The sequence below is a fragment of the Ruegeria sp. AB8 genome (genome assembly GCF_056542605.1).
Window position 1 is genome coordinate 132,842 of the sequence record NZ_JBQGAB010000001.1, and the last position, 22,687, is coordinate 155,528.

Annotated in this window: 25 protein-coding genes; 18 read left to right on the forward strand and 7 right to left on the reverse strand. The window is 59.7% G+C overall.

The genetic code is table 11. The annotated features are described in order from the left end of the window. Positions 1-91: 91 nt before the first annotated feature. From ACR0CG_RS00615 to dusB, 3 genes are read right to left on the reverse strand one after another with little or no spacing between them, the layout of a single operon-like run. A complete protein-coding gene (locus ACR0CG_RS00615; RefSeq protein WP_480522395.1) occupies positions 92-1,459 on the reverse strand; it encodes a response regulator in 1,368 nt (455 codons plus the stop codon). Positions 1,460-1,501: 42 nt separating this feature from the next. Further along, positions 1,502-2,569, reverse strand: coding sequence for a two-component system sensor histidine kinase NtrB (locus tag ACR0CG_RS00620; RefSeq protein WP_480522396.1), 1,068 nt, complete (start codon positions 2,567-2,569; stop codon positions 1,502-1,504). After that, positions 2,566-3,549, reverse strand: a complete 984-nt coding sequence (gene dusB, locus ACR0CG_RS00625) for a tRNA dihydrouridine synthase DusB (protein WP_480522397.1) — start codon at positions 3,547-3,549, stop codon at positions 2,566-2,568. The genes ACR0CG_RS00620 and dusB overlap by 4 nt, the downstream gene beginning before the upstream one ends. A gap of 181 nt (positions 3,550-3,730) precedes the next feature. Between dusB and ACR0CG_RS00630 the strand changes: the two genes are divergently transcribed. The 17 genes from ACR0CG_RS00630 to ACR0CG_RS00710 all read left to right on the forward strand — a co-directional run bounded on the left by ACR0CG_RS00630 (position 3,731) and on the right by ACR0CG_RS00710 (position 19,583). Next, positions 3,731-4,861 carry a bifunctional 2-C-methyl-D-erythritol 4-phosphate cytidylyltransferase/2-C-methyl-D-erythritol 2,4-cyclodiphosphate synthase gene (locus tag ACR0CG_RS00630; protein WP_480522398.1) on the forward strand — a complete coding sequence of 377 codons (1,131 nt, stop codon included), beginning with the start codon at positions 3,731-3,733 and terminating at the stop codon, positions 4,859-4,861. Then, a complete protein-coding gene (locus ACR0CG_RS00635) occupies positions 4,858-5,355 on the forward strand; it encodes a phosphatidylglycerophosphatase A family protein (RefSeq protein ID WP_480522399.1) in 498 nt (165 codons plus the stop codon). The genes ACR0CG_RS00630 and ACR0CG_RS00635 overlap by 4 nt, the downstream gene beginning before the upstream one ends. Continuing rightward, positions 5,352-5,843, forward strand: coding sequence for a CinA family protein (locus tag ACR0CG_RS00640; protein ID WP_480522400.1), 492 nt, complete (start codon positions 5,352-5,354; stop codon positions 5,841-5,843). Before ACR0CG_RS00635 ends, ACR0CG_RS00640 begins: the two co-directional genes overlap by 4 nt. Positions 5,844-6,246: 403 nt before the next feature. Continuing rightward, positions 6,247-6,924, forward strand: coding sequence for an orotate phosphoribosyltransferase (locus ACR0CG_RS00645; RefSeq protein ID WP_480522401.1), 678 nt, complete (start codon positions 6,247-6,249; stop codon positions 6,922-6,924). Between the two features lie 200 nt (positions 6,925-7,124). After that, a complete protein-coding gene (locus tag ACR0CG_RS00650; protein WP_170610722.1) occupies positions 7,125-8,615 on the forward strand; it encodes a replicative DNA helicase in 1,491 nt (496 codons plus the stop codon). A 174-nt stretch (positions 8,616-8,789) separates the two neighbouring features. Next, entirely contained in the window at positions 8,790-9,728 is a 939-nt protein-coding gene (locus ACR0CG_RS00655; protein WP_480522402.1) for an isopenicillin N synthase family dioxygenase, read from the forward strand. Positions 9,729-9,774: 46 nt separating this feature from the next. Beyond that, on the forward strand, positions 9,775-10,809 hold the full coding sequence (gene alr / locus ACR0CG_RS00660; RefSeq protein ID WP_170610717.1) for an alanine racemase: 1,035 nt from the start codon (positions 9,775-9,777) through the stop codon (positions 10,807-10,809). Continuing rightward, entirely contained in the window at positions 10,806-11,588 is a 783-nt protein-coding gene (locus tag ACR0CG_RS00665; RefSeq protein ID WP_170677381.1) for an MlaE family ABC transporter permease, read from the forward strand. The genes alr and ACR0CG_RS00665 overlap by 4 nt, the downstream gene beginning before the upstream one ends. Further along, positions 11,585-12,331: an ABC transporter ATP-binding protein gene (locus tag ACR0CG_RS00670; RefSeq protein ID WP_480522403.1), complete on the forward strand. Its 747-nt coding sequence runs from the start codon at positions 11,585-11,587 to the stop codon at positions 12,329-12,331. Before ACR0CG_RS00665 ends, ACR0CG_RS00670 begins: the two co-directional genes overlap by 4 nt. Then, entirely contained in the window at positions 12,331-12,723 is a 393-nt protein-coding gene (locus ACR0CG_RS00675) for a hypothetical protein (protein WP_480522404.1), read from the forward strand. Before ACR0CG_RS00670 ends, ACR0CG_RS00675 begins: the two co-directional genes overlap by 1 nt. Before the next feature lie 10 nt (positions 12,724-12,733). Then, positions 12,734-13,186 (forward strand): paraquat-inducible protein A, encoded by a 453-nt coding sequence (locus ACR0CG_RS00680; protein ID WP_480440358.1) that lies wholly within the window; start codon positions 12,734-12,736, stop codon positions 13,184-13,186. 153 nt (positions 13,187-13,339) lie between these two features. Next, on the forward strand, positions 13,340-14,122 hold the full coding sequence (locus ACR0CG_RS00685) for a DNA repair protein (RefSeq protein WP_480522405.1): 783 nt from the start codon (positions 13,340-13,342) through the stop codon (positions 14,120-14,122). A gap of 133 nt (positions 14,123-14,255) precedes the next feature. Further along, positions 14,256-15,620: a DNA repair protein RadA gene (gene radA, locus ACR0CG_RS00690; protein WP_170677391.1), complete on the forward strand. Its 1,365-nt coding sequence runs from the start codon at positions 14,256-14,258 to the stop codon at positions 15,618-15,620. 39 nt (positions 15,621-15,659) lie between these two features. Then, positions 15,660-16,229 (forward strand): CvpA family protein, encoded by a 570-nt coding sequence (locus ACR0CG_RS00695; protein WP_170610697.1) that lies wholly within the window; start codon positions 15,660-15,662, stop codon positions 16,227-16,229. Positions 16,230-16,878: 649 nt separating this feature from the next. Then, complete coding sequence (gene purF / locus ACR0CG_RS00700; protein ID WP_480522406.1) at positions 16,879-18,402, forward strand: amidophosphoribosyltransferase; 1,524 nt, start codon at positions 16,879-16,881, stop codon at positions 18,400-18,402. Between the two features lie 245 nt (positions 18,403-18,647). Continuing rightward, positions 18,648-18,896 (forward strand): hypothetical protein, encoded by a 249-nt coding sequence (locus tag ACR0CG_RS00705; RefSeq protein ID WP_170610692.1) that lies wholly within the window; start codon positions 18,648-18,650, stop codon positions 18,894-18,896. A 42-nt stretch (positions 18,897-18,938) separates the two neighbouring features. Beyond that, positions 18,939-19,583, forward strand: a complete 645-nt coding sequence (locus tag ACR0CG_RS00710) for an SDR family NAD(P)-dependent oxidoreductase (protein ID WP_480522407.1) — start codon at positions 18,939-18,941, stop codon at positions 19,581-19,583. Positions 19,584-19,644: 61 nt separating this feature from the next. Here the strand turns inward: ACR0CG_RS00710 and ACR0CG_RS00715 are convergent, their stop codons facing one another. The 4 genes from ACR0CG_RS00715 to ACR0CG_RS00730 form a co-directional block, all read right to left on the reverse strand. Then, positions 19,645-20,487: an ATP-binding protein gene (locus ACR0CG_RS00715; protein ID WP_480522408.1), complete on the reverse strand. Its 843-nt coding sequence runs from the start codon at positions 20,485-20,487 to the stop codon at positions 19,645-19,647. Positions 20,488-20,608: 121 nt separating this feature from the next. Further along, positions 20,609-21,484: a twin-arginine translocase subunit TatC gene (gene tatC / locus ACR0CG_RS00720; protein ID WP_170677401.1), complete on the reverse strand. Its 876-nt coding sequence runs from the start codon at positions 21,482-21,484 to the stop codon at positions 20,609-20,611. Then, a complete protein-coding gene (gene tatB, locus ACR0CG_RS00725; protein ID WP_480522409.1) occupies positions 21,481-21,939 on the reverse strand; it encodes a Sec-independent protein translocase protein TatB in 459 nt (152 codons plus the stop codon). The genes tatC and tatB overlap by 4 nt, the downstream gene beginning before the upstream one ends. A gap of 6 nt (positions 21,940-21,945) precedes the next feature. After that, complete coding sequence (locus ACR0CG_RS00730) at positions 21,946-22,161, reverse strand: twin-arginine translocase TatA/TatE family subunit (protein WP_170610679.1); 216 nt, start codon at positions 22,159-22,161, stop codon at positions 21,946-21,948. A gap of 219 nt (positions 22,162-22,380) precedes the next feature. On the opposite strand from ACR0CG_RS00730, the gene ACR0CG_RS00735 reads away from it, so the two are divergent. Beyond that, positions 22,381-22,686, forward strand: a complete 306-nt coding sequence (locus tag ACR0CG_RS00735) for a hypothetical protein (RefSeq protein WP_170610676.1) — start codon at positions 22,381-22,383, stop codon at positions 22,684-22,686. The last annotated feature ends 1 nt before the right edge of the window (position 22,687 follow it).

The following is a 22,687-nucleotide window of genomic DNA, read 5'->3' on the forward strand; positions in this document are numbered from 1 at the left end:
CTCATCCTGATGTGCCGCTTGCGCGGCTTACCGCCATATGTCGTGGTCCTTGTCAGGTAGAAACCCGAATGCCACGGTTTGTGTGGCGATATTACATCAGTTTGCGACGGCGTGTCACCTCAATATCGAGGTCGATGATCTTTTTTCGCAGCGTATTTCGGTTAATCCCTAGTAAATCCGAACATTTTGCCTGATTTCCGCCGGTTGCGTCCAATGCGATTTCGATCAGCGGTGCCTCAACTTCGCGCAGGATACGCTGATACAGGCCCGGAGGCGGCAACATGTTGCCGTGAAGGTCGAAATACCGCCGCAGATGCCGCGCGACCGAGGCCGACAGTTTCTCACGCTCTCCGCCCCCCAGAACCGGTTCCGCCTCGGGCTGGCTGCCCAGAACCATTTCGACTTCGGTTTTGGATATCTCGTCCGCCTGACTGGTCAATCCAAGGCGGCGCACCGCGTTTTCCAGTTGCCGCACATTCCCGGGCCACGAATAACGGCGCACCAGTTCAACCGCTTCGCCGCTGAGCCAGCGTTTCGTGCCGGTCTCACGCTCTTCCCGTGCCAGAAAGTGATCGGCCAGCAAAGTAATGTCGTCCATTCTTTCACGCAGGGCCGGAACGTGGATCGTCGCGCCACACAGACGATAATACAAATCCTGGCGCACGCGTCCGCTTTCCATTGCTTCGGTCAGGTCCGACTGGCTGGTTGCCATGAAGCGCGGCAGATGATCGCCCGGGCTGTCCATCATCCGCACGATCCGGGCCTGAATGTCGTCTTCGATATCTGCGATTTCGTCGATCAGCAGGGTGCCACCCCGAACCCGCGCCATGACGCGGGCAGGTCCTTCCAGATCCCGCAACTCAGACGCGGTGACGGAAACAAAAGGCAATGTCCGACGATCCGAGAAGTCATGTATTGCTTTCGCAATCAGAGACTTGCCGGTTCCACTTTCACCGGAAATCATAACCGGCAGATCGGTGTTCATGACCCGCGCCACCAGCCGGTACAGCGCCTGCATAACCGGCGTACGCCCCACCAGAGGCAATTCCTCCGGGCGATCCCGAACCAATTCCGAGGCACCAGACTGCGGGCGTTGCTTCTGATCCAGCGCCCGGGCCGTTCTTTTCATCAGATCCGGCAGATCAAAAGGCTTCGGTAGATAGTCATAAGCGTCGGCCTCAGCCGCCTGAATTGCCGTCATGATCGTGTTCTGGGCCGAGATCACGATAACCGGCAAACCCGGCCTGTCCTGCGCGATCTTCGGCAGCATCTCAAGCCCGTTCCCGTCCGGCATGACTACGTCCGAGATGACCACATCGCCTTTGCCCTCTCCGACCCAGCGCATCAGCGTGGTCAAAGAAGAAGTTGCGTGCACCTTGCATCCCGCCCGGGTCAGTGCCTGCGTCAGAACCGTGCGGATCGTGCGGTCGTCATCTGCGACCAGAACTGTGCCATCCATCTGCTGTTCTCCTTGCTATGCCATTTGCCGCCGGTTTCAATTTCATTGCGCGTCCCGTGGCGCCCGCCTGAGTGACAGGCGAAAAACCGTCCGGCCCGGAACCGACTCGGCCGAAACCCAGCCGTCGTGGTCGGAGACGATCTTGCTGACCAGCGCCAGACCAAGACCCGTGCCGTTTTCCCTGCCAGAGACAAAGGGATCGAAAATGTCGCTCAGGATGTCTTCGGGCAAGCCGGGGCCGTCATCGATGATTTCGATCTGCAGCGGCAGGGAATGGCCGGACCCATCGTTGCGCCGCAGACGAAATGAGTGTTCGAAATAGGTACGCAGGCGAATGGTCCCGCCTTCCGGCCCGGCTGCCTCGGATGCGTTTTTCAGAAGGTTCAGAATGACCTGCAGGATCTGGTCCTGATCGCCATAAGCCAGCGGCAGCGACGGATCATAATCCTCGACGATCTTCATATGCGCGCCGAACCCCAACAGCGCCGAACGCCGCGCACGGTCCAGCACGTCATGCAGGTTGACCGGCTGGAAGTCCGGCTGCGACAGGTTTCCGAACTGCTCCACCTGCTCCAACAGCTTTACGATCCGGCGGCTTTCTTCGACAATTAAGTCTGTTAACTCAATATCTTGCTGAGAGATATTCATGCTAAGCAACTGGGCAGCTCCAGTGATTCCAGCCAGCGGGTTTTTGATCTCATGCGCCAGCATTTCGGCCATTCCAATGGCTGATTGCGCGGCGGATTTCACCGTGTTCCCGCGAGTCATCCGTCCGGCCAGTTCGCGCGGAGAAAGGATCATGATCATTGATCCCGAATGACCCATCAACGGCGCGATCTGCAGCGCACATTGCAGAGGCGCACGACTGCCCGATCCAACATCCACATCATTGACGAACAAAGGCGAACCATTCTGCCGTGCTCTCAGAAACGCCTCCTCCAGGGGGGCGTCGACGGCTATCTGATCCCACACCGGATGCCCGACAACCGAACGGCGCGAGGCGTTCAGGAACCCCTCACCCGCCGAATTGACATCAGCGATCCGATCGTCACCGTCGATGATGAATGCGGGAACCGGCAATGAGGCCCAAATGCTCTGGTCCGAGGTCATGCCGCCGCTTCCCCCTGATGCGGGATTGCATCCGCGATCAAACGCAGAACTTCGGATGTATCACGCGATGTCAGTATCGCGCGGCGCAAGCCGACGGGTGTTCCTGCTTCGTCCATGTACCACCCAAGATGCTTGCGCGCGACGCGCAGACCAAGGTCGGGTCCATAGAAATACAGCATGGCCTGATAGTGCTCCTGCACCATCGCGCTCAGATCATGCCCTGTCGGAACGTCCGGCGCGTCGGCACCGAACAGGTCGTGACATAACTGCGCCAGCAACCAGGGCTTTCCTTGCGCCCCACGTCCGACCATCACGCCGTCGGCGCCCGAGTGATCCAAGGCGGTCCGTGCGGTTTGCGTGTCGACGATGTCGCCGTTTGCTATGACCGGAATGGTCACTGCCTCTTTCACCGCACGGATGGCCTGCCAGTTTGCGTGTCCCTTGTAGAACTGACACCGTGTTCGACCGTGGATCGTGACCATCCGAATACCGGCATCCTGCGCCCTGCGCGCCACATCCGGCGCGTTGAGCAGGCTGTCGTCCCAACCCAGCCGGGTCTTCAGCGTCACTGGGACATCCACCGCCTCCACCACCGCCTCGATCAGTGTCAGGGCATGGTCGGGCGTTTTCAGCAGGGCCGAACCCGAATACCCGTTGGTCACCTTCTTGGCTGGACAGCCCATGTTTATGTCGATCACCCGCGCGCCGCGATCAGCGACCTGCCGCGCGGCTTCCGCCATCCAGCGTGCTTCACGCCCGGCAAGCTGAACGGCGGTATTTTCGACATCCGCCGAAAGCTCGGCCCGTTCGCGCACGCCCGGTTTTGCCTGCACCATTTCCTGGCTGGCGACCATTTCGCTGACAACCATGCCCGCGCCAAAGCGCATCACCAGATCGCGATACGGGCGATCAGTGATTCCGGCCATCGGCGCCAGCAAAACCGGCGGGTACAAAGGCTTGTCAGCAAGATGCAGGGTCAAAGTGCTTATTCCTTGCGCAGTTGCGCATTTAATATCGAATTCTGCGCATATGACCAAGAAATCCGCATGTCACAAGCCTGCAAAATCATCACATGCCTAATTTTTAGGCAGATTGACGCGGGCGATTGCCTCTGCATTCACCGCATCCTAAACAATGACCCAACGCAGGAGAGCAGACCTCATGACCACCGCCGCCATTATTGTCGCCGCCGGACGCGGAATGCGCGCGGGTGGCGGAACGCCTAAACAATGGCGCACTCTGTCCGGACGTCGCGTGGCCGACTGGACAATCGACAGGTTCCGGGGACTGGTTGATCATATCGTTCTGGTCCTTTCCCCCGACGACCACGTCGCACGGGCCGAATTTGACGGTACCGATCTGATTTTGGCGACAGGAGGAGCAGACCGCGCCGGGTCTGTCCGCAATGGCCTGCAGGCGCTGGCGGACAAGACCGTGGCGCGCGTCCTCATCCACGATGTCGCCCGGCCTTGTGTCAGCCGCGCCACCATCCTCGACGTACTGGCGGCACTGAACGACAACAGCGCCGCGGCACCGGGGGTGGCGGTGACCGACGCGCTCTGGACGGGGGACGGTTCCGCTGTCACGGGCACACAAGATCGCACTGGATTGTATGCGGCCCAGACCCCTCAGGGGTTTCACTATGACGCCATCGTTGCAGCCCATGCCGCACACCCCGGCGGTGCCATGGACGACGTTGAAGTCGCCCGCGCGGCAGGGATAGGCGTGGCTATCGTGCCCGGCGACGCAGACAACATCAAAATCACCCGACCCGAGGATTTTGCCCGGGCGGAACGTATCATGGGAACGAACATGGAAGTAAGGCTGGGCAACGGGTACGACGTTCACCGATTTGGCGATGGAGATCATGTGATCCTGTGCGGTGTAAAAGTGCCGCATGATCGCGGGCTTCAGGGACATTCAGATGCCGATGTCGGGATGCACGCCGTAACCGACGCAATCTATGGCGCGCTGGCGCAGGGAGATATCGGTCAGCATTTCCCACCATCGGATCCGCAATGGAAAGGGGCCGCCAGCGCGATATTTCTGCGGCACGCGGTCGAACTGGCCGAACAGATGGGCTACCGCATCTCGAATGTCGATTGCACACTTGTTTGCGAATATCCCAAGATCGGTCCTCACGCGCCCGCAATGCGCGAAGAAATGTCGAAAATCATGGGATTGCGGGCCGACCAGGTCTCGGTCAAGGCGACCACGTCCGAACGTCTGGGCTTTACCGGCCGCAGTGAGGGCATCGCGTCACTGGCCACGGCCTGTCTGGTGAAGTCATGAACGCGGCGCGTCTGATTGGAACCGTTGGCGGCGTAGGCTACCTGCGCCCCGCCCCCGGCACCTGGGGGTCACTGGCCGCGCTGCCGATGGTCTGGGTATTGCACACGCTGGGTGGCTTCCCCTTGCTGGCCCTGGCTACTCTGATCGTCTTTGTTGCAGGGATCTGGGCCACAAAGGTCATGACCGCAGGTCAGGATGACCACGACCCGTCGGAAATCGTGATTGACGAGGTTGCAGGGCAGTTCATCGCCCTCTGGGCCATTTCCTACCCGGCCTGGGCGCACGGGCTGGAAATCACCGCGCTCTGGCCCGGTTGGGTGGCGGGTTTCGTGCTGTTTCGCCTGTTCGACATCACCAAGCCCGGCCCAGTCGGCTGGGCCGACCGGCGTGGCGACCCGATGGGCGTGATGCTGGATGACGTGATCGCCGGTGTGTTTTCAGCCATCTGCGTCGCGCTGCTGGCCGGCTTTTCGCATGGGGTACTGGGCCTGTGAGCGTCACCGACATCCTGAACCGGGCCAAGGCACAGGGGGTGATGATCGCCACAGCCGAAAGCTGCACTGGCGGCCTTGTTGCCGCCGCGCTGACAGATTTTCCCGGCAGCTCTGCCGTGGTGGAACGCGGCTTTGTCACCTACACCAATACCGCCAAACAGCAGATGCTGGGCGTGCAGGCTGACACGCTGGAAACCCACGGAGCAGTATCAGAGCAGGTCGCCCGGGAAATGGCCGAGGGCGCGCTGAAGCATTCGGGCGCTCAGCTGACTGTCTCTGTCACCGGAATTGCCGGTCCGGGTGGGTCTGAATTCAAGCCGGAAGGGCGTGTGTGCTTCGGTCTGGCGGCCGAAGATCAGGACACCATGACCGAAACCGTCGAGTTTGGTGCCCTGGGCCGGGACAAGGTGCGCATCGCCGCGCGGGACCACGCCCTTGATCTGTTGTATCGGCACCTCCTGAAAGGCGCCAAAGCTCAGGGCCTGTGACCTAAGACCACTCAACGCACAATCACGTGATGCCAAGTAACATCATCCAGGGTGAAGGCGGCCGGCGTTCCCCCTTTTCCTTCCGCCACACTGCTCACAAAGTGCTGAGCTGTAACGTGTTTCCTCAGGTCGGCACACCTGACTGCGGGCATACTGTTTCAGCTACCGCACTTGCATGACTGACTCTAAGCGGGCGGCAATTTGCCGGTTGCACAGCGAAGTCCCTTTCGCGTAAATGCCCTGATCCGGGCAGGCCTAGCCCACCTAGGCCCGTCCAGCAGCCCGCAAGGGCAAAAGCGGACCTTATTCAGGGTCCGCTTTTCTTTTGGGCCAACCCCTCTCGACAGCGCCCCTTTGGACGGGCTATCAGCCCGCAACGTCATTTCAGCCCCGAGGTTCCGCCATGATCCCCAGTTCATTTCCCGACAGCACTGAAATCGCCCGTTTGACCGCGCGGATGCTGCTGGAGATCAGGGCCGTGCATTTCAACGCACGCGAGCCATTCACTCTAGCCAGCGGCTTGCCCAGCCCGACCTATATCGATTGCCGCAAGCTTATCTCGTACCCTCGCATCCGTTCGACCTTGATGGATTTCCTGACCGTCACCGTGATGCGCGATGCGGGCTTTGAAGCATTCGACAACATTGCCGGCGGCGAAACCGCGGGTATTCCTTTTGCCGCAATGGTGGCCGAGCGTATGGCTCTGCCGATGACCTATGTGCGCAAGAAACCCAAAGGCTATGGCCGCAACGCCCGGATCGAAGGCGCCATGAGCGAAGGCGAACGCGTTCTGTTGGTCGAAGACCTGACCACCGATGGCGGCTCGAAACTGTCCTTCGTCGACGCGATCCGCGAAACCGGCGCGACCTGCGGCCATACTGCCGTTATCTTCTACTACGGCATCTTCCCCGAAACCGAAAAAACCCTGGGTGATCATGGGGTGCAACTGCACAGCCTGTGTACCTGGTGGGATGTTCTGGCCGAGGCCAAGGCGCAAAAAGCGTTTGATCAGGAAACACTTGATGGGGTCGAAGCATTCCTGAACGACCCGCGCGGCTGGCAGGAAGCGAATAAGGGCTGACGTGACGCAAACCGTTTCCCAATCGGAAACATTGCCGAATACGCCCGACACTCCATCCACAACATGTTGACGGACCCCCGCCCAATCCTGCAATATGATGGGGCGGGAAGATATGCACAGGCTATCCCCAGAAAACATACAATTTGCGCCGACTCAGGGCGCTACGTTATGGCCTCTGTCCAAGGGGCAAGAGAACAGCAATGAACGAGATCAGCAGTATCGAGCAGGCAGCGGCGCAAATTCAGAACGCCGAAACAATGCCGCACTCCATCGAGGCCGAGCAGCAGCTTCTGGGCGCGATCCTGACCAATAACGACCTTTATGACCGGGTAGCTTCGATCATCGGGGCCGAGCATTTCTATGATCCGGTCCACGCCCGCATCTACGAAGTCGCGGCCGCGCGCATCGCCAAGAATGCGCTGGCCTCGCCTGTGACGCTGAAATCTTTCATGGCCGAGGATGAAGGCCTGAAGGAACTTGGCGGGCCGGCCTATCTGGTCAAACTGGCCGGCGCCTCGATCAGCGCCTTCGCGGTGCATGACTACGCGCAAATGATCTATGACCTCGCCATCCGGCGCGAGCTAATCCGTCTGGGCCGGGACATCTCGGACAAGGCGGCGCGGGTTGACGTTTCCAGCGAACCAAAAGAACAGATCGTCGAGGCCGAGCAGCAGCTTTACCAGTTGTCCGAGCAGGGCCAGACCGAACAGGGTTTTCAATCCTTCCTCAAGGCGGTCACAGAAGCCGTCAATGTCACCAACGAGGCGTACCAGCGCGGTGGCGGCATGGCGGGGATTTCCACCGGTCTGGCCGATTTGGACAAGCAACTGGGGGGCCTGCACCCGTCGGACCTGATCATTTTGGCGGGCCGCCCGTCGATGGGAAAAACATCGCTGGCGACCAACGTGGCCTTCAACGTGGCCAAAGCGTACAAGCGTGGCTTGAAGTCGGACGGCAGCGAGGGCGCGGTTGACGGTGGAGTGGTCGGCTTCTTCTCGTTGGAGATGAGCGCCGAGCAGCTTGCGGGTCGGGTTCTGGCCGAAGCGTCCGAGATTTCCTCGCACAAGATCCGCCAAGGTGACATGACCGAAGCCGAGTTCCGCCGCTTCGTCGATGCCGCCAAGGAGCTTGAGGCGTGCCCCCTGTTCATCGACGACACGCCCGCCCTGCCGATTTCACAGCTGGCCGCCCGTGCGCGGCGGTTGAAACGGACACATGGGCTGGACCTGCTGGTGATCGACTATCTGCAACTTTGCCGCGGCATGTCCGACAACCGCGTCAACGAGATCGCCGAGATTTCGATGGGCATGAAAGCCATCGCTAAGGAACTGAACATCCCGGTGATCGCGCTGTCTCAGCTTTCCCGTCAGGTCGAGAACCGCGACGACAAGCGCCCGCAACTGTCCGACCTGCGGGAATCGGGATCGATCGAACAGGATGCGGACGTGGTGATGTTCGTGTTCCGCGAGGAATACTACAAAGAACGCGAAAAGCCCGGCGATCACGAGTTGGAAAAGATGGAAGAGTGGAAGCAGGCCATGGAACGCCTGCACGGCAAGGCCGAAGTTATCGTCGGCAAGCAGCGTCACGGCCCCATCGGCACGGTCGAGCTGTCCTTCGAGGCCCAGTTCACCCGTTTCGGAAATCTGGTCAAACCCTGGCAACAGGGCGGACAGATCGAAGGGTATTGATCCCTTGACCCTGGCAAACTGATATGCACGGATCGGGCCATGCTGTTTTGTCTTGCTCATAAACCCCGTCGCGTGGTGCTTGAACGCCACTTCGGGCACCGCCGCAAACGCTTTGCCGGATAGATCGGGGGCATTTTCTGCCCCTGCAATCTTCCTCAACAAAGCGAAAGAACAATGACAGAATTCACTGAAATCCCCGTCATCCGTCTGGGCGCGCGCGCCGAGGATGAAATCGCAGCCGATTTTCGGGCTGCTTATGGAACAACAGGCTTCGGCTATATCGAAGATCACGGCATAGACGCCGATCTGATCAGCGATGTCTTCGAGGTCTCAAGACAGTTTCACGCGCTTCCGCTTGACGAAAAACTTGCGATCGCCGTTGACCGAACCCACCGCGGCTATATCGCCATCGATACGTCAACGGATGTAAACTCGACCCTGGCCGATGTGACCAAACCCAATCAGTCGGCAAGCTTCATGATGATGCGCGAAGACACAAAGGCCGATCCCGGTATCTACCTGTCAGGCCCGAACCGGTGGCCGGATCTGCCGGGTTTTCGGACCACGCTGGAGGCCTATGCCCGCGCCATGTCCGACCTGGGGCGCAGGTTGATGAGAATTGCCCTGAAGGCCAGTGGCGCCACCGATTTCTCTGTTCTTTCGGCCTTCGACACTCCGACCATCTGGCTGCGGTTGCTGCACTATCCACCGCAATCCGAAGCCAGCCCTGGTGATCTGTTCGGCTCGGCACCCCATACCGATTTTGGTTGCCTGACCTTGCTGGCTCAGGATCAGGTGGGTGGATTGCAGGTCAGAACCCCTGCCGGAAATTGGGTCGATGTCCCCACACGCCCCGGGGCATTTGTCGTCAATGTCGGGGACATGCTGCATCGGATGTCGAATGGCCGCCTGTTGTCCACACCGCATCGCGTCATCAACCGTTCGGGTCGTGAACGATACAGCGTGCCGTTCTTCTTTGACCCGCATGTGAGCACAATTGTCGAACCTCTGCCCGGCACCGGCGCCCCCGGGTTCAAGCCTTTGTTGTTTGCCGATTTCCTGCGATCTGAGCTTGAAGCTGCTTATGAGGCCCATAAACCCGAGGGGAATTGAAGCATTCCCTCTTGACCTGCCGCGATCCAATGTCATGAACAGTTCCATGAGTACTGCACGTTTGACGATCAATCTTCAGGCGCTCGCCAGCAATTGGCGGGCGCTCGACGCAAAAACGGATGTCGAAACCGGCGCCGTGGTCAAGGCGGATGCCTATGGCCTGGGTGCTGGGCCTGTCTCGGCGACGCTGGCCGAAGAAGGCGTCCGGAAGTTCTTTGTCGCCGTCGCCGAAGAAGGCGCCGTTGTCCGGCAGGCGGTCGGCCCCGGTCCGATGATTGGCGTGTTCTCCGGCCACATGGAAGGCGACGCCGATCTGCTGCGGGATCACGACCTGACACCGCTGATCAACTCGCCCCAGCAGTTTCAGCGCCATCGCGAGGCACTGCCGGATCACGGCTTTGGTATTCAGCTCGACAGCGGCATGAACCGCCTGGGATTGGAACCTTCCGACTGGGCCGCACTGCGCCCGCAGGCCGAGGCCCTGAACCCGGTCGTGGTGATGTCACATCTGGCTTGTTCGGACGAGCCCGATCACCCTATGAACCAACAACAGTTGCGCACCTTCCGCGAGATGACAGACGGGGTTGCCGCCCCAAGATCGCTGGCGGCCACCGGCGGCATCTTGCTGGGACCCGAATTCCATTTCGACTTCTGTCGCCCGGGCGTCGGACTATATGGCGGTCTGCCGTTCGCCGCCGCAAAACCCGTCGTGACAGCCGATCTGCCTGTTGTGCAGATCAGGGATCTGGCCGTGGGTGAAACCGTTGGCTATGGCAACAGCTGGACCGCGCGCCGACCGTCACGGATTGCAACCGTCGCGGCTGGCTATGCCGACGGGCTGCACCGCGCCATCGGTGGCGGCATAGACATGTTCTCTGGCAATCAGCCATGCCCCGTGGTCGGCCGCATCTCGATGGATCTCATCACCGTCGATGTCACCGACCTGCCGCATGCGCCCGAGCGTCTGCGCATTCTGAACGGACATCAAACCGTGGATGATCTGGCCGAGGCCGCGGGTACTATTGGCTATGAAATCCTGACCTCACTGGGCAACCGCTATTCCAAGGGCTACGTGGAATGAACCCCATTTCCCTTCTGGGTGGTCTTGGACGCGTCGTCCTGACCATGTTGGCGGCATTCGGCCGCGTCGGACTGTTCGCGTTGGATGCGGTCTCTCATATCTTTCGCCCGCCGTTTTACCCGCGCGAATTCGGCATCGCGCTGCTGAATATCGGCTGGCTGTCGCTGCCCGTCGTCGGCCTGACCGCGATTTTCACCGGCGGCGCGCTGGCGTTGCAGATCTACGCGGGCGGCGCGCGTTTCAATGCCGAAGCCGTCGTACCCCAGATCGTTGCGATCGGCATGGTACGCGAGCTTGGTCCGGTGCTGGTTGGCCTGATGATCGCCGCGCGCGTAACTTCGTCCATCGCCGCCGAAATCGCGACAATGAAAGTGACCGAGCAGATCGACGCGCTGGTCACGCTGTCCACGCACCCGATGAAATACCTCACCGCACCGCGTGTGTTGGCGGCGCTGATCACCGTGCCTGCTCTGGTCGCGGTTGGCGACGTAATCGGCATCATGGGCGGCTATACGGTCGCCACGCAAAACCTGGGCTTCAACCCGGCGGCCTATCTGAAAAACACCGTGGATTTCCTGGAAACCCGCGACATCGTCTCGTCGCTGGTCAAAGGTGCAGCCTTCGGCATGATCGCAGCCATCATGGGATGTTACTACGGCATGAATTCGGGCCGTGGCGCGCAGGGCGTGGGCCGCGCCACCAAGGGCTCGGTCGAGGCCGCCGCTGTCCTGATCCTCGCCGCAAATTTCGTTCTGACAGGGGTGTTCTTCTCGCTATGATCCGGATGGAGAACGTACAGAAAGCCTTTGGCGACAACCACGTGCTGCAGGGCATGAACCTTGAGATCCCCAAAGGCACCTCGATGGTCATCATCGGTGGTTCGGGCACCGGCAAGTCCGTGGCGCTGAAATGCATCCTCGGCCTGATCAAGCCCGACAGCGGCATGATCTATGTCGATGGCAAAGACGCCACTAAGGGTGACCGAGATGCGTTTCTGGCGCGCTTTGGGATGCTGTTTCAGGGGGCTGCTCTGTTCGACTCCCTGCCCGTCTGGCAAAACGTCGCCTTCCGCCTTCTGCGCGGTTCGCTGAAACGCCCGGCGGATGAGGCGCGCGAAATCGCCATCGAGAAACTGCGCCGCGTCGGCCTGAAATCCAACGTCGCCGATCGCTTTCCGGCCGAACTGTCAGGTGGGATGCAAAAACGCGTGGGCCTCGCCCGCGCCATCGCCGCCGAACCCGAGATCATCTTCTTCGACGAACCCACCACGGGATTGGACCCGATCATGTCCGGCGTCATCAACGACCTGATCCGTGAAATCGTGACCGAGATGGGCGCAACCGCGATGACCATCACCCACGACATGAGCTCCGTCCGCGCGATTGCCGACAATGTTGCCATGCTGCACGGAGGCGTGATCCAGTGGACCGGCCCGGTCGGGCAGATGGACGCCTCGGGTGATCCCTATGTGGAGCAGTTCATAAGTGGCAGTGCCGAGGGGCCGATCGAGGCGGTGCGGTGATGGACGACGCAATAGTTGTCCTGCAACAATTGCTATTTTATTACCTTTTGTCGGTAACGATCGCTTGGTTTATTATTCACTTCATCGGAGGAAAATCAGGAGTACCCCGTTCACTCAAAACTGAAGTAATCTTCTTTCCAGTGATCTTTTCGATAGTCAAAGGCCTGCTACCCGGCATGCTAGTCGGCGTTCTTTTGTCGCAAGTTTTTGGTTTTAAATGTCAAATATCACTAGCTCCAATTATGGGAGGCTCAGTGGTTTCTGCAGTTATCCTGCATCGGAAATTGCGATCAACAGTATCACACAAACTACAGTCTGACCTCCTCGTCGGAGCCATCTTATTGATTTACACTCTGGGTTTAACGCTTTCCGTCAAAGGCATGAGTGCCTAAGTCTGCACACATGACCCTTCGCCTCGCCACCCTCTCCCTCCTGATCCTCTACCCCATCGCATGGTTCGCCCCGCTGATGCGCGCGGGTCTGCTCCCGATCTTCGGCCTCAGCGAAATCAGCGTCGTCACCGGCCTCCAATCCCTCTGGAAATCCGACATCTTCCTCGCGCTGATCGTCACCGTCTTCGCCCTCTTCGCGCCCTACGTCAAAACCATCGGCACCGCGCTGATCCAGTGGAATCTGCTGGACGCCCGCGTCCAACCCGCGCTGAACATCCTCGGCAAACTGGCCATGGCCGACATTTTCCTCATCGCGCTTTACATCACGCTGGCCAAGGGCATCTCCTACGCGACCATCGAAACGGCGTGGGGTCTTTATCTGTTCACGGGCTGTATTCTGGCGTCAATCGCCGTGGGCCACGTTACGGAAATGACATGCAGTTCACGAAATCCTCAGGTCTAATTGATTGAAATCATTATACTGAGTATCATCTTCCTAATTCGAGCAGTTTAGTTTTTGTACCTTGCCGGTCCATTGCGGATCACGTTGTGTGTTTGACGAACCCCGCCGCCCGGACCCGGCCAGTGCCGGTTTGCGAGAAGGAGTTGGGACGTCATGGACGCCATCCATACTATCACATTGCAATGTCAGAATGCCTTTCTACGATTGACTTTTTTCCTGATCTGCGCATCGGCCCTCGCAGCGGTTTTCGCCACCACTCTATCGGCCGCCGGCTTCTGGCCCTGGTTGTCGGTGCAGGCCGGAATTGCGGGGTCCCGCACGATAGATGCGGGCATGTTTGTCCAGATCGGCCTGACTGCACTGATTCTCATGCTGGCCTTCTACCTGCCCTCAAACGCCAGAATGATGGCGCTGGAAAAGACGCATCGAGAGTTTTCCCTGAACATGCAGGATGTGGTCGATGCCTATCAGGTGGCCCATGCCGCCGATCGCAGCGGAGCCTTCGCGCTTGCCTCCGAGTTCGACGCAGTAAAGGAACGCCTGGCCTTTCTGCGCGATCACCCGGACCTTCAGTCGCTCGAACCCGAGGTTCTGGAACTGGCCGCACAGATGAGCCAGGTCAGCCACGAACTGGCACAGACCTATGGCGCGGACAAAGTGGCCCGCGCCCGCACCTTCCTGAAACAACGTCAAGAAGAGATCGAGCTGTTCCGTCAACGAATCGAAGATGCCCAGACCGTCCAGCACGAGCTGCGCCAGTGGACCCGCGATATCGAGATCGAGGAATCCATCGCCAAATCCCAGCTTGCGCGCCTTCGCGATGAACTGTTCGAGCTTCTGCCTGAACTTTCGACCCAATTGCAAACACCGCCCGACGCAAGTGACCCCAGCGCCGCAAGCGTCATTGCCATGTCACCGCCCCGGGCCGCCGAATAAGCCACCCACCCCGGCGCGCCAGCGCCCGCCATGGCCGACGGCCCGCAGGGCCCGAGGTCGTGGCCGCCACCGGCGGTGAAGAAAGCCCCGCAAGGGCTTGAAGAACCGCCCCGGCTCGGGCACGAATTGCGCCATGGCTAAAACGACTTCTTTCTCCTGCAACGCCTGCGGCGCGTCGCATTCCCGCTGGTCCGGACGATGTGACGCCTGCGGTGAATGGAACACCATCACTCAGGAAACGCCACTTTCCGCCGGCCCGGCGAAGAAATCGCTGGGTGGCAAGCGTGGACAGGCCGTAGCGCTTTCCGACCTGTCGACCGAGGAAACACCCCCGCCGCGCACCCTGTGCGGCGTCGAGGAACTGGACCGGGTGTTGGGCGGTGGTCTTGTGCCTGCCTCGGCCCTGTTGGTCGGCGGCGACCCCGGCATCGGCAAATCCACCCTGCTGTTACAGGCAGCGGCCAGATTTGCCCGGGCAGGCGTTAAGACGATCTATGTCTCGGGCGAAGAAGCCAGCGCGCAGGTCCGCATGCGCGCGCGCCGTCTGGGACTGGAAGATGCCCCCGTGCAACTCGCCGCTGAAACCAACCTGCGCGACATCCTGACGACGCTGGAAACGGAAAAACCGGGCCTCGCCATCATCGACTCGATCCAGACCATGTGGGCCGACAATGTCGACAGCGCCCCCGGTTCAGTGTCTCAGGTCCGGGCCGCGGCTCACGAGCTGACAACATTTGCAAAGCGCCACGGGGTCTCGATCATCATGGTTGGCCATGTCACCAAGGAAGGCCAGATCGCCGGTCCCCGCGTGGTCGAGCATATGGTCGACACGGTGCTGTATTTCGAAGGCGAGCGTGGCCATCAGTTCCGCATCCTGCGCGCGGTCAAGAACCGCTTTGGCCCCGCCGACGAAATCGGAGTGTTCGAAATGACCGGCAAAGGGCTGGCACAGGTCACGAACCCCTCAGCCCTGTTCCTGTCGGAACGTGGCACACCCAGCCCAGGCTCGGCCGTCTTTGCCGGGATCGAGGGCACCCGGCCCGTGCTGGTGGAATTGCAGGCCCTCGTTGCGCCCTCGCCGCATTCCCAGCCCCGCCGCACTGTCGTCGGGTGGGACAGCGGAAGGCTTGCGATGATCCTCGCCGTGCTTGAAGCCCGATGTGGTATCCCCTTTGCCGGTCTCGATGTTTACCTGAACGTGGCAGGCGGGCTGAAAGTCAGCGAACCCGCTGCCGATCTGGCCGTGGCCGCAGCACTGCTCAGCGCGCGTGAGGACACTGCCTTGCCCGCCGACACGGTCGTTTTCGGAGAAATCTCGCTTTCCGGGGCACTTAGACCGGCCCCGCAGACCGAAAACAGGTTGAAAGAAGCGCAAAAACTTGGTTTCACGGCGGCAATTGCTCCGGCAGGTGGCAAAACCGGCACTGTGGCAGGTCTGACACTCACCCGACCCTCTGATTTGGTCGGGTTTGTTGGCGAAACCTTCGGAGCAGGTTAAAGTCGCGCCCCGAGGGGCAGAAACGAACAGGCGAGGGCCATGGAAGGTTTTACAATAATTGACGGGGTAGTCGCCCTGATCGTCGTGCTGTCGGGCATTCTGGCCTATTCGCGCGGCTTCATGCGCGAGGTTATGGCCATCGCAGGTTGGGTCGCCGCCGCAGTTCTGGCCTTTATCTTCGCACCACAGGCCGTTCCGCTGGTCAAGGAAATCCCGGTCGTCGGAGACTTCCTGCGCGACAGCTGCGAATTGTCGGTGATCACCGGCTTTGCGGGTGTCTTTGCCATCGCACTGATCGTGGTCAGCATCTTCACGCCGCTGTTTTCATCGCTGGTCCAGCGCTCGGCGCTTGGCGGCCTGGATCAGGCGCTCGGTTTTTTCTTCGGCATCGCGCGCGGCATTCTGTTGGTGGCCATCGCCTTCTTTGTCTACGACACGGTGATGACCGGCCAAAGCTATACCATCGTTGACGAAAGCCGTTCGGCCAAAGTCTTCGAACAGTTCAGCGGCAAAATCGAAGAGCAAAACCCCGAAGCGGCTTTGGGTTGGGTTACGACCCAGTATGAAGAACTGGTCGCCAGCTGCACCGCGGGCAACTCGGAAGGTTGATACGCCTTATCAGTTGAGTTTGCAGACAGGCCCGGCAATGCCCGGGCCTTTTTGTTTGCGGGTCTCAGACAAACCCCTCGCCGCCGCAGACCGTGCATCGGATCGTTTTTAGCCCAAAACATCCGTCGCATCTGCTTGAGATCGGTTTACCAAGGATATCGCGGCTTTTGACCACTTCTCCGGCACCGTTGCAGATCTGGCATGGCGCGCGTCCCATGCCCCGGCATCGGTGACATCGGCGCTTTGCTGGGGCCGCTTCCTTGGCCTTTGGCTTATGCTGCCACATAGGTAACATCCAGTCCGATAACAAACCGCCTTAACGGTCGGCATTGTTCGCATGACAGCATAAGTCGGAAAAAATGTCATCTTCCGCGTGAATTCAGACAAATATTGGCCTGCGGCAAATCGCGATTGTGATCGTTAGATGACACACGCGCCGTTAGGTATTATGTGGAACCGAACCGACATGGAATCGGAGCTGCCGGTCTTGCTGTATCTGTTTTCTTTCGCGCTTGCCCTTTTTGCGATGGCGCGACTTTGCCGTTCTATAAACTGGCGACAACGGGTACGAATACCATCCGGCAAATACTCCGGTTCCGGCCATTGAGAACACTCAGCACAAGAACGTCATAGGAATTGGAGCCCGTACATGTGTGGGATTTTGGGGATCGCCAGCAGGACACATGATGTCTTTGCGGAAATCTATGACGGGCTGCTAATGCTGCAGCACCGGGGTCAGGACGCCTCGGGCATCGTCACATATAACGGTGAGTACTTTCGTGAAAAGAAGGCGAACGGGCTGGTCAAGGACGTCTTCAACGCGCAAGACGCCGAAACCCTTCTGGGGAAAACCGGTATTGGTCATGTCCGCTATCCCACGGCAGGTTCGCTCAGCGCGGCCGAGGCGCAACCGTTCTTCGTGAACGCGCCTTACGGCATCTATCTTGTTCATAACGGCAACATCACCAACACCGCAGAACAGCGCGAGAAGGTCACCGGCAAATACAGCCGCCACCTGCGCACCACATCCGACTCGGAAATCCTGCTGAATGTTCTGGCCGACAAGGTGGCCGATGCCATCAAGGTCAACGGCAATGCCGAGCCCATTCGCAATATCTTTGCCGGCGTAAAGATGACGATGGAGCGGGTTCAGGGTGCCTATTCGGTGATCTGTCTGGTAGCCGGCGTCGGGATGCTGGCGTTCCGCGATCCCTATGGAATCCGCCCCTTGTCCGTTGCCAAACGCGATGTGGACGGAAATGGCGACGACTATGCCTTTGCGTCCGAAGACGTGGCATTCGGCATCAACGGCTTTGACAAGCTGCGTGACGTGAAACCCGGTGAGGCGATCCTGATCGATCTGGAAGGAAACATGCACGCGTTCCAGGCGGTTGAGGGCCAACTGACCCCCTGTATCTTCGAATACGTCTACCTTGCGCGGCCGGATTCGCTATTGGACGGCGTCTCGGTCTACAAAACACAGATGCGCATGGGCCAAACGCTGGCCCGCCAGATCGAGGCGGCGGGGCTTGAGATTGATCGCATCATCCCCGTGCCGGACAGCGCACGCCCCGTCGCGCTCGAGGCCGCCAAGATCACCGGCATCCCCTATCGCGAAGGTCTGGTCAAAAACCGCTATGTCGGGCGCACATTCATCATGCCTGGCCAGCAGGAACGACAGAAATCCGTGCGCCGCAAGCTGAATGCCATTCCGCTTGAGTTCGAGGACCAGAACGTTCTGCTGATCGACGATTCGATCGTGCGCGGCAACACGATCAAGAAGATCGTCCAGATGTGCCGCGAGGCCGGCGCCAAAAAGGTGTACGTCGCCAGCGCCTCGCCCCCGGTCAAATACCCGAATGTCTACGGCATTGACATGCCCACCAAGCATGAACTGATCGCCAACGGCAAAACAATCGAGGAAATCCGCCAGGAACTGGGCGCGGACGCCCTGTTCTATCAGGAACTGGATGACCTGATCTGGGCCGCAAAAGAAGGCAACCCCGAGATCAAGCAATTCGACTGTTCGTGTTTTGACGGCAATTACCCAACCGGAAGTGTCAGCGAGGAATATCTTGAAAGCCTCGAAAACAGCAGCCGGGTCAGCCAGAAGAAACAGGACATGATGGTTGTCGGCGGGTCGTGGAACGCAGCCAAGCTCGCGTCTGGTTGAACTGCGTCAACTGACACGATCCGGCCGCACGATTCGAACCAACCCACCGCCCGAAAGCTATGTATGAGTGGGTTTCCGCTCACAACCCGGCGGCGAACGCTGCGTGAATCCAACCAGTTCCTGCCAGCGTGATCACTTGCCCGTGTCGCCACGTACGACCGGGCTTTTGTTCGTCGAACGCATTTGGTAGGCGCAAGCCAACCACCACCCGATAACAGGGGCCGGGCCCTGCCCGGCCAGAGCTTATGTCGAACTCCAAAGTGAAGGCCGCAGCCACCCAGAAGGGTGCGCTGAAAAAGGGGTCTGTTTCCCTCCTTGGGGTCTTTGGCCCCTCTACGAATATGCGCGCATTGATGCGGATGTCTTCGGGCCGCGTAAAAGAAGTCAAGACCGGCAGCCGAGTGGCTTCGGGCACTATTGTTGCGATTGATGAAGACGGCGTCATGCTGCGACAAAGCGGCCAAACGCACCGGATTGCCATTCCCGGCTCGTGATCGCGACTTGACGCCCTGCGCGCACGGGTCCAAACCGCAACCATGACTGATCAGACCAAAATCGCCCTCATCACCGGGGCCTCGCGCGGGCTGGGTGCCGCTCTGGCCGAAGCGTTGGCACCCGAACACCACATTGTTGCCGTTGCCCGCACCACGGGCGGGCTTGAGGAACTGGACGACCGCATCAAGGCCAAGGGCGGCAGCGCCACTCTGGCGCCGATGGACATTGCCGATCCTAACGCCATGGCAACCCTGTGCCGGGGCATTCACGACCGCTGGGGCAAGGTCGATCTTTGGCTGCACACCGCAATCCACACCTCGGCCCTGACACCTGCGCATTTCATCGACCCCAAGGAATGGACCAAGGCGGTGAATACCAACGCCAACGCAACCTCGGTGCTGATCCCGTATATCGCGCCGCTGCTGGGCGAAACCGGCCACGCCGTGTTCTTTGACGACCCCAAGGCGGGCGAGAAGTTCTACGGCATCTACGGCGCAACCAAGGCCGCGCAAATGGCGCTGGCCCGCAGTTGGGCGGCCGAAACCGAACGGACAGGACCGCGAGTTTCCATTGTGGATCCTGCGCCAATGCCAACCGCCGTGCGCGCCCGCTTCCACCCCGGTGAAGACCGCGAAGCCTTGACCAGCACAGCGGACGAGGCCGCGCGTATTCTGGCGCTGCTATAGGAATGGCCCTGACGGGCCATGCCTCCGGCGGGGATATTTTTGGCCAGATGAAGCGAGCGGGTCAGGCGATATGAACGCCGTTGCGCCCGGCCAGATCGACGAAGAACTGCCAGGCCACGCGACCGGACCTTGCGCCACGCGTGGCCTGCCATTCAATGGCTTCGGCCCGAAGGATCTGAGCATCGACCGAAACGCCGTAGGCGGCGCAGTATTGGTCGATCATCGCCAGATACTCATCCTGATCACAGGGATGGAAACCCAACCACAGGCCGAACCGGTCCGACAGGGAAACCTTTTCCTCGACCGCTTCGGAAGGGTTGATGGCGCTTGAGCGTTCGTTCTCGATCATGTCACGTGGCATCAAATGGCGACGGTTCGAGGTGGCATAGAACACCACGTTCTCGGGGCGGCCCTCGATACCACCATCCAGCACCGCCTTCAGTGACTTGTAGTGTTGGTCATCGTGGCTGAACGACAGGTCGTCGCAGAACAGAATGAACCGGTAAGGCGCGGCCCGCAGATGGTTCAGAAGACGCGCGACCGAGCCCATGTCCTCGCGTTGCAATTCCACCAGTTTGAGATCCGGATGCTCATCCTGCAAAGTGCCGTGCACAGCTTTGACGAGGCTGGATTTCCCCATTCCCCGTGCCCCCCACAGCAAAGCGTTGTTGGCCTTGAATCCTGCAGCGAAACGGCGCGTGTTGTCCAGAAGCGTGTCGCGAGAGCGGTTGATCCCCACCAGCAGATCCAGATCGACCCTGTTGACCTGCTCGACCGGCGTCAGGCGATCCGGCTCAACATGCCAGACAAATGCCGATGCCACGGCGAAGTCGGGCGCGGCCAACGGTGCAGGTACCATACGCTCCAGCGCGTCGGCGATACGGTTCAGGGCTTGGTCGTCCATCGGCTCCTCCGGTCATCTCTGCCTGTGTCAAACCATGTTCGCCCGGACGCAACAAGGGCCGGGCACGAAAAAGGCGCGCCAGAAACCGGCGCGCCTGATCCAATACTTTCAGCAGGTTTGCTTACCTGGCGTCTTCTTCCTGTACGATCTCTTCGTCTGCTTCTTCTTCGTCGTCATAGTAGCCATCGGCGCGCAATTGCTCTTCGCGCTTTTTCTCGACCCGAGCCACCAGGAATATCGAAATCTCGTACAGCCCGTAGACCACGACGAACAGGATAATCTGGGTGATCACGTCCGGCGGTGTCACGATGGCGGCCAGCACCAGAATGCCAACAACCGCGTATTTGCGCACCGCGCCCAGCCCCTCGGCGCTGACCAGCCCGGCCTTGCCCATCAGGGTCAACAAAACCGGCAACTGGAAGCACAGGCCAAAGGCCACGATGAACTTGATCGTCAGGTTCAGGTATTCCTGCGCTGAGCCCTGGAACACCACACTCAGCGGCGCTGCGTTTGTTCCGTCGGCCACCGCTTCGCCTTCCGCCCCGAACTGCTGGAAGCCCAGGAAAAAGTCATAGGCCAAAGGTGTGACCACGTAGAAGGCAAAGCTTGCCCCCAGCAGAAACATGAAGGGCGACGCCAGCATGAATGGCAGAAAGGCGTTCTTTTCCGACCGATAGAGGCCGGGCGCCACGAACCGCCACATCTGCATCCCGATATAGGGAAAAGCCAGCATGAAACCGCCCAGCAACGAGACCTTGATGGCGACAAAGAACCCTTCCTGCGGCGATATGAAGATCAGCCCGCAATCCTGTCCACGCTCGGTCAATACCTCGCACAGTGGCTGCGTCAGAAAGTTGAAGATCGGCGTGGCCACCGTAAAGCAGATGATCATACCGATCAGAAACGCCACCACGCAATGGATCAACCGGGTGCGCAGCTCCGCCAGATGCTCGATCAATGGGGCCGAGGTATCTTCGATCTCGTCGGTCTTGGTCATGTCTTTCTTTCAGTGTTCAGCGCCGCTTCCGCCTCTTCTGCCTTGGCCAACGCGTCTGCGGCTTCTTTCGCCTTGCGGTCGGCGGCGGCGCGAGCTGTTGCGGCCTGTATCTTCTTGGCCTGTTCCGCCCTTTCAGCAGCCAGTTTGCCGGTTTCGCTGTCCGGGTCGAACTTGGTCGGATCCATGCTTTTGGCCATATCCTGCGCGGCCTGCTTTACCCCGTCCATGGCGGTGTTGACAGGATTGGCAGCGGCATTCAGACCCTTCTTGATCTCGTTCACACCTGCCTGGTCCGCCGCTTCGTTCATGGCGCTGGAAAACTCACGCGCCATACCGCGCGCCTTGCCGACGAATCGACCGACATTGCGAAACAGAACCGGCAGGTCTTTGGGCCCCACCACGATCAGCGCAACGATGCCGATGACAAGAAGCTCGGTCCAGCCCAGATCAAACATCCGCGCTTAGACCTTGTCTTTCTCGGTCTCGGGCGTGACATCCTTGGCCAGCTCGGACGCGTCCTGTTCAATCTCTTCCGTTCCGTCCTTGACGCCTTTCTTGAACGCGGTGATGCCTTTGCCCACTTCGCCCATCAGCGAGCTGATTTTGCCGCGGCCAAACAGCACCAGCACCACGACGGCAATCAGCAGAAGGCCGGGAAGACCGATATTGTTGAGCATGTCTTTTCTCCTCTTACGTCGGCGCCACGCGCCGGAAATGTGAACTGGGTCCGTGTCTACGCCTGCAAAGCGCTCTGCAAAAGTGAGGCAGGTCAATTCCGCGCATAAATGTGAACCGGTGGCGCGTTTTTTGCGGACTCGCAATTCTCAACTGACAGGTTTATGTCAGTTGTAAAGGGCTAGGCAGAGGGCATTGAAACCTGGTCAACGGAGAATCAAATGACCCATGTTGCTGAAATCGTCACCTTTACCCTTGCCAACGGAACCACCCCGGAAGAGTTCGTGAAACTCAGCCAGGCGTCCGAGGCATTTGTCCGCGCGGCCCCCGGATTTGCCCATCGCCAACTGAGCCAGGGTGAGGATGGCCGCTGGACGGATTACGTAATCTGGACAGACATGAAGGCGGCCAAGGATGCCGCAGCGCAGTTCCCGCAGCAGGATTTTTGCGCGGGCCTGATGGCTGCCATCAACCCCGAAAGCATCCAGATGCGCCACGAGAATGTGTTATGGAACATGACCGCCTGAG

Excerpts from the sequence above, each read along its gene's own strand:
- ACR0CG_RS00615 (WP_480522395.1), bottom strand. The coding sequence starts at position 1,459 with ATGGATGGCACAGTTCTGGTCGCAGATGACGACCGCACGATCCGCACG.
- ACR0CG_RS00620 (WP_480522396.1), bottom strand. The coding sequence starts at position 2,569 with ATGACCTCGGACCAGAGCATTTGGGCCTCATTGCCGGTTCCCGCATTC.
- ACR0CG_RS00630 (WP_480522398.1), top strand. The coding sequence starts at position 3,731 with ATGACCACCGCCGCCATTATTGTCGCCGCCGGACGCGGAATGCGCGCG.
- ACR0CG_RS00635 (WP_480522399.1), top strand. The coding sequence starts at position 4,858 with ATGAACGCGGCGCGTCTGATTGGAACCGTTGGCGGCGTAGGCTACCTG.
- ACR0CG_RS00645 (WP_480522401.1), top strand. The coding sequence starts at position 6,247 with ATGATCCCCAGTTCATTTCCCGACAGCACTGAAATCGCCCGTTTGACC.
- ACR0CG_RS00650 (WP_170610722.1), top strand. The coding sequence starts at position 7,125 with ATGAACGAGATCAGCAGTATCGAGCAGGCAGCGGCGCAAATTCAGAAC.
- ACR0CG_RS00655 (WP_480522402.1), top strand. The coding sequence starts at position 8,790 with ATGACAGAATTCACTGAAATCCCCGTCATCCGTCTGGGCGCGCGCGCC.
- alr (WP_170610717.1), top strand. The coding sequence starts at position 9,775 with ATGAGTACTGCACGTTTGACGATCAATCTTCAGGCGCTCGCCAGCAAT.
- ACR0CG_RS00665 (WP_170677381.1), top strand. The coding sequence starts at position 10,806 with ATGAACCCCATTTCCCTTCTGGGTGGTCTTGGACGCGTCGTCCTGACC.
- ACR0CG_RS00670 (WP_480522403.1), top strand. The coding sequence starts at position 11,585 with ATGATCCGGATGGAGAACGTACAGAAAGCCTTTGGCGACAACCACGTG.
- ACR0CG_RS00675 (WP_480522404.1), top strand. The coding sequence starts at position 12,331 with ATGGACGACGCAATAGTTGTCCTGCAACAATTGCTATTTTATTACCTT.
- ACR0CG_RS00680 (WP_480440358.1), top strand. The coding sequence starts at position 12,734 with ATGACCCTTCGCCTCGCCACCCTCTCCCTCCTGATCCTCTACCCCATC.
- ACR0CG_RS00685 (WP_480522405.1), top strand. The coding sequence starts at position 13,340 with ATGGACGCCATCCATACTATCACATTGCAATGTCAGAATGCCTTTCTA.
- radA (WP_170677391.1), top strand. The coding sequence starts at position 14,256 with ATGGCTAAAACGACTTCTTTCTCCTGCAACGCCTGCGGCGCGTCGCAT.
- ACR0CG_RS00695 (WP_170610697.1), top strand. The coding sequence starts at position 15,660 with ATGGAAGGTTTTACAATAATTGACGGGGTAGTCGCCCTGATCGTCGTG.
- purF (WP_480522406.1), top strand. The coding sequence starts at position 16,879 with ATGTGTGGGATTTTGGGGATCGCCAGCAGGACACATGATGTCTTTGCG.
- ACR0CG_RS00705 (WP_170610692.1), top strand. The coding sequence starts at position 18,648 with ATGTCGAACTCCAAAGTGAAGGCCGCAGCCACCCAGAAGGGTGCGCTG.
- ACR0CG_RS00710 (WP_480522407.1), top strand. The coding sequence starts at position 18,939 with ATGACTGATCAGACCAAAATCGCCCTCATCACCGGGGCCTCGCGCGGG.
- ACR0CG_RS00715 (WP_480522408.1), bottom strand. The coding sequence starts at position 20,487 with ATGGACGACCAAGCCCTGAACCGTATCGCCGACGCGCTGGAGCGTATG.
- tatC (WP_170677401.1), bottom strand. The coding sequence starts at position 21,484 with ATGACCAAGACCGACGAGATCGAAGATACCTCGGCCCCATTGATCGAG.
- tatB (WP_480522409.1), bottom strand. The coding sequence starts at position 21,939 with ATGTTTGATCTGGGCTGGACCGAGCTTCTTGTCATCGGCATCGTTGCG.
- ACR0CG_RS00730 (WP_170610679.1), bottom strand. The coding sequence starts at position 22,161 with ATGCTCAACAATATCGGTCTTCCCGGCCTTCTGCTGATTGCCGTCGTG.
- ACR0CG_RS00735 (WP_170610676.1), top strand. The coding sequence starts at position 22,381 with ATGACCCATGTTGCTGAAATCGTCACCTTTACCCTTGCCAACGGAACC.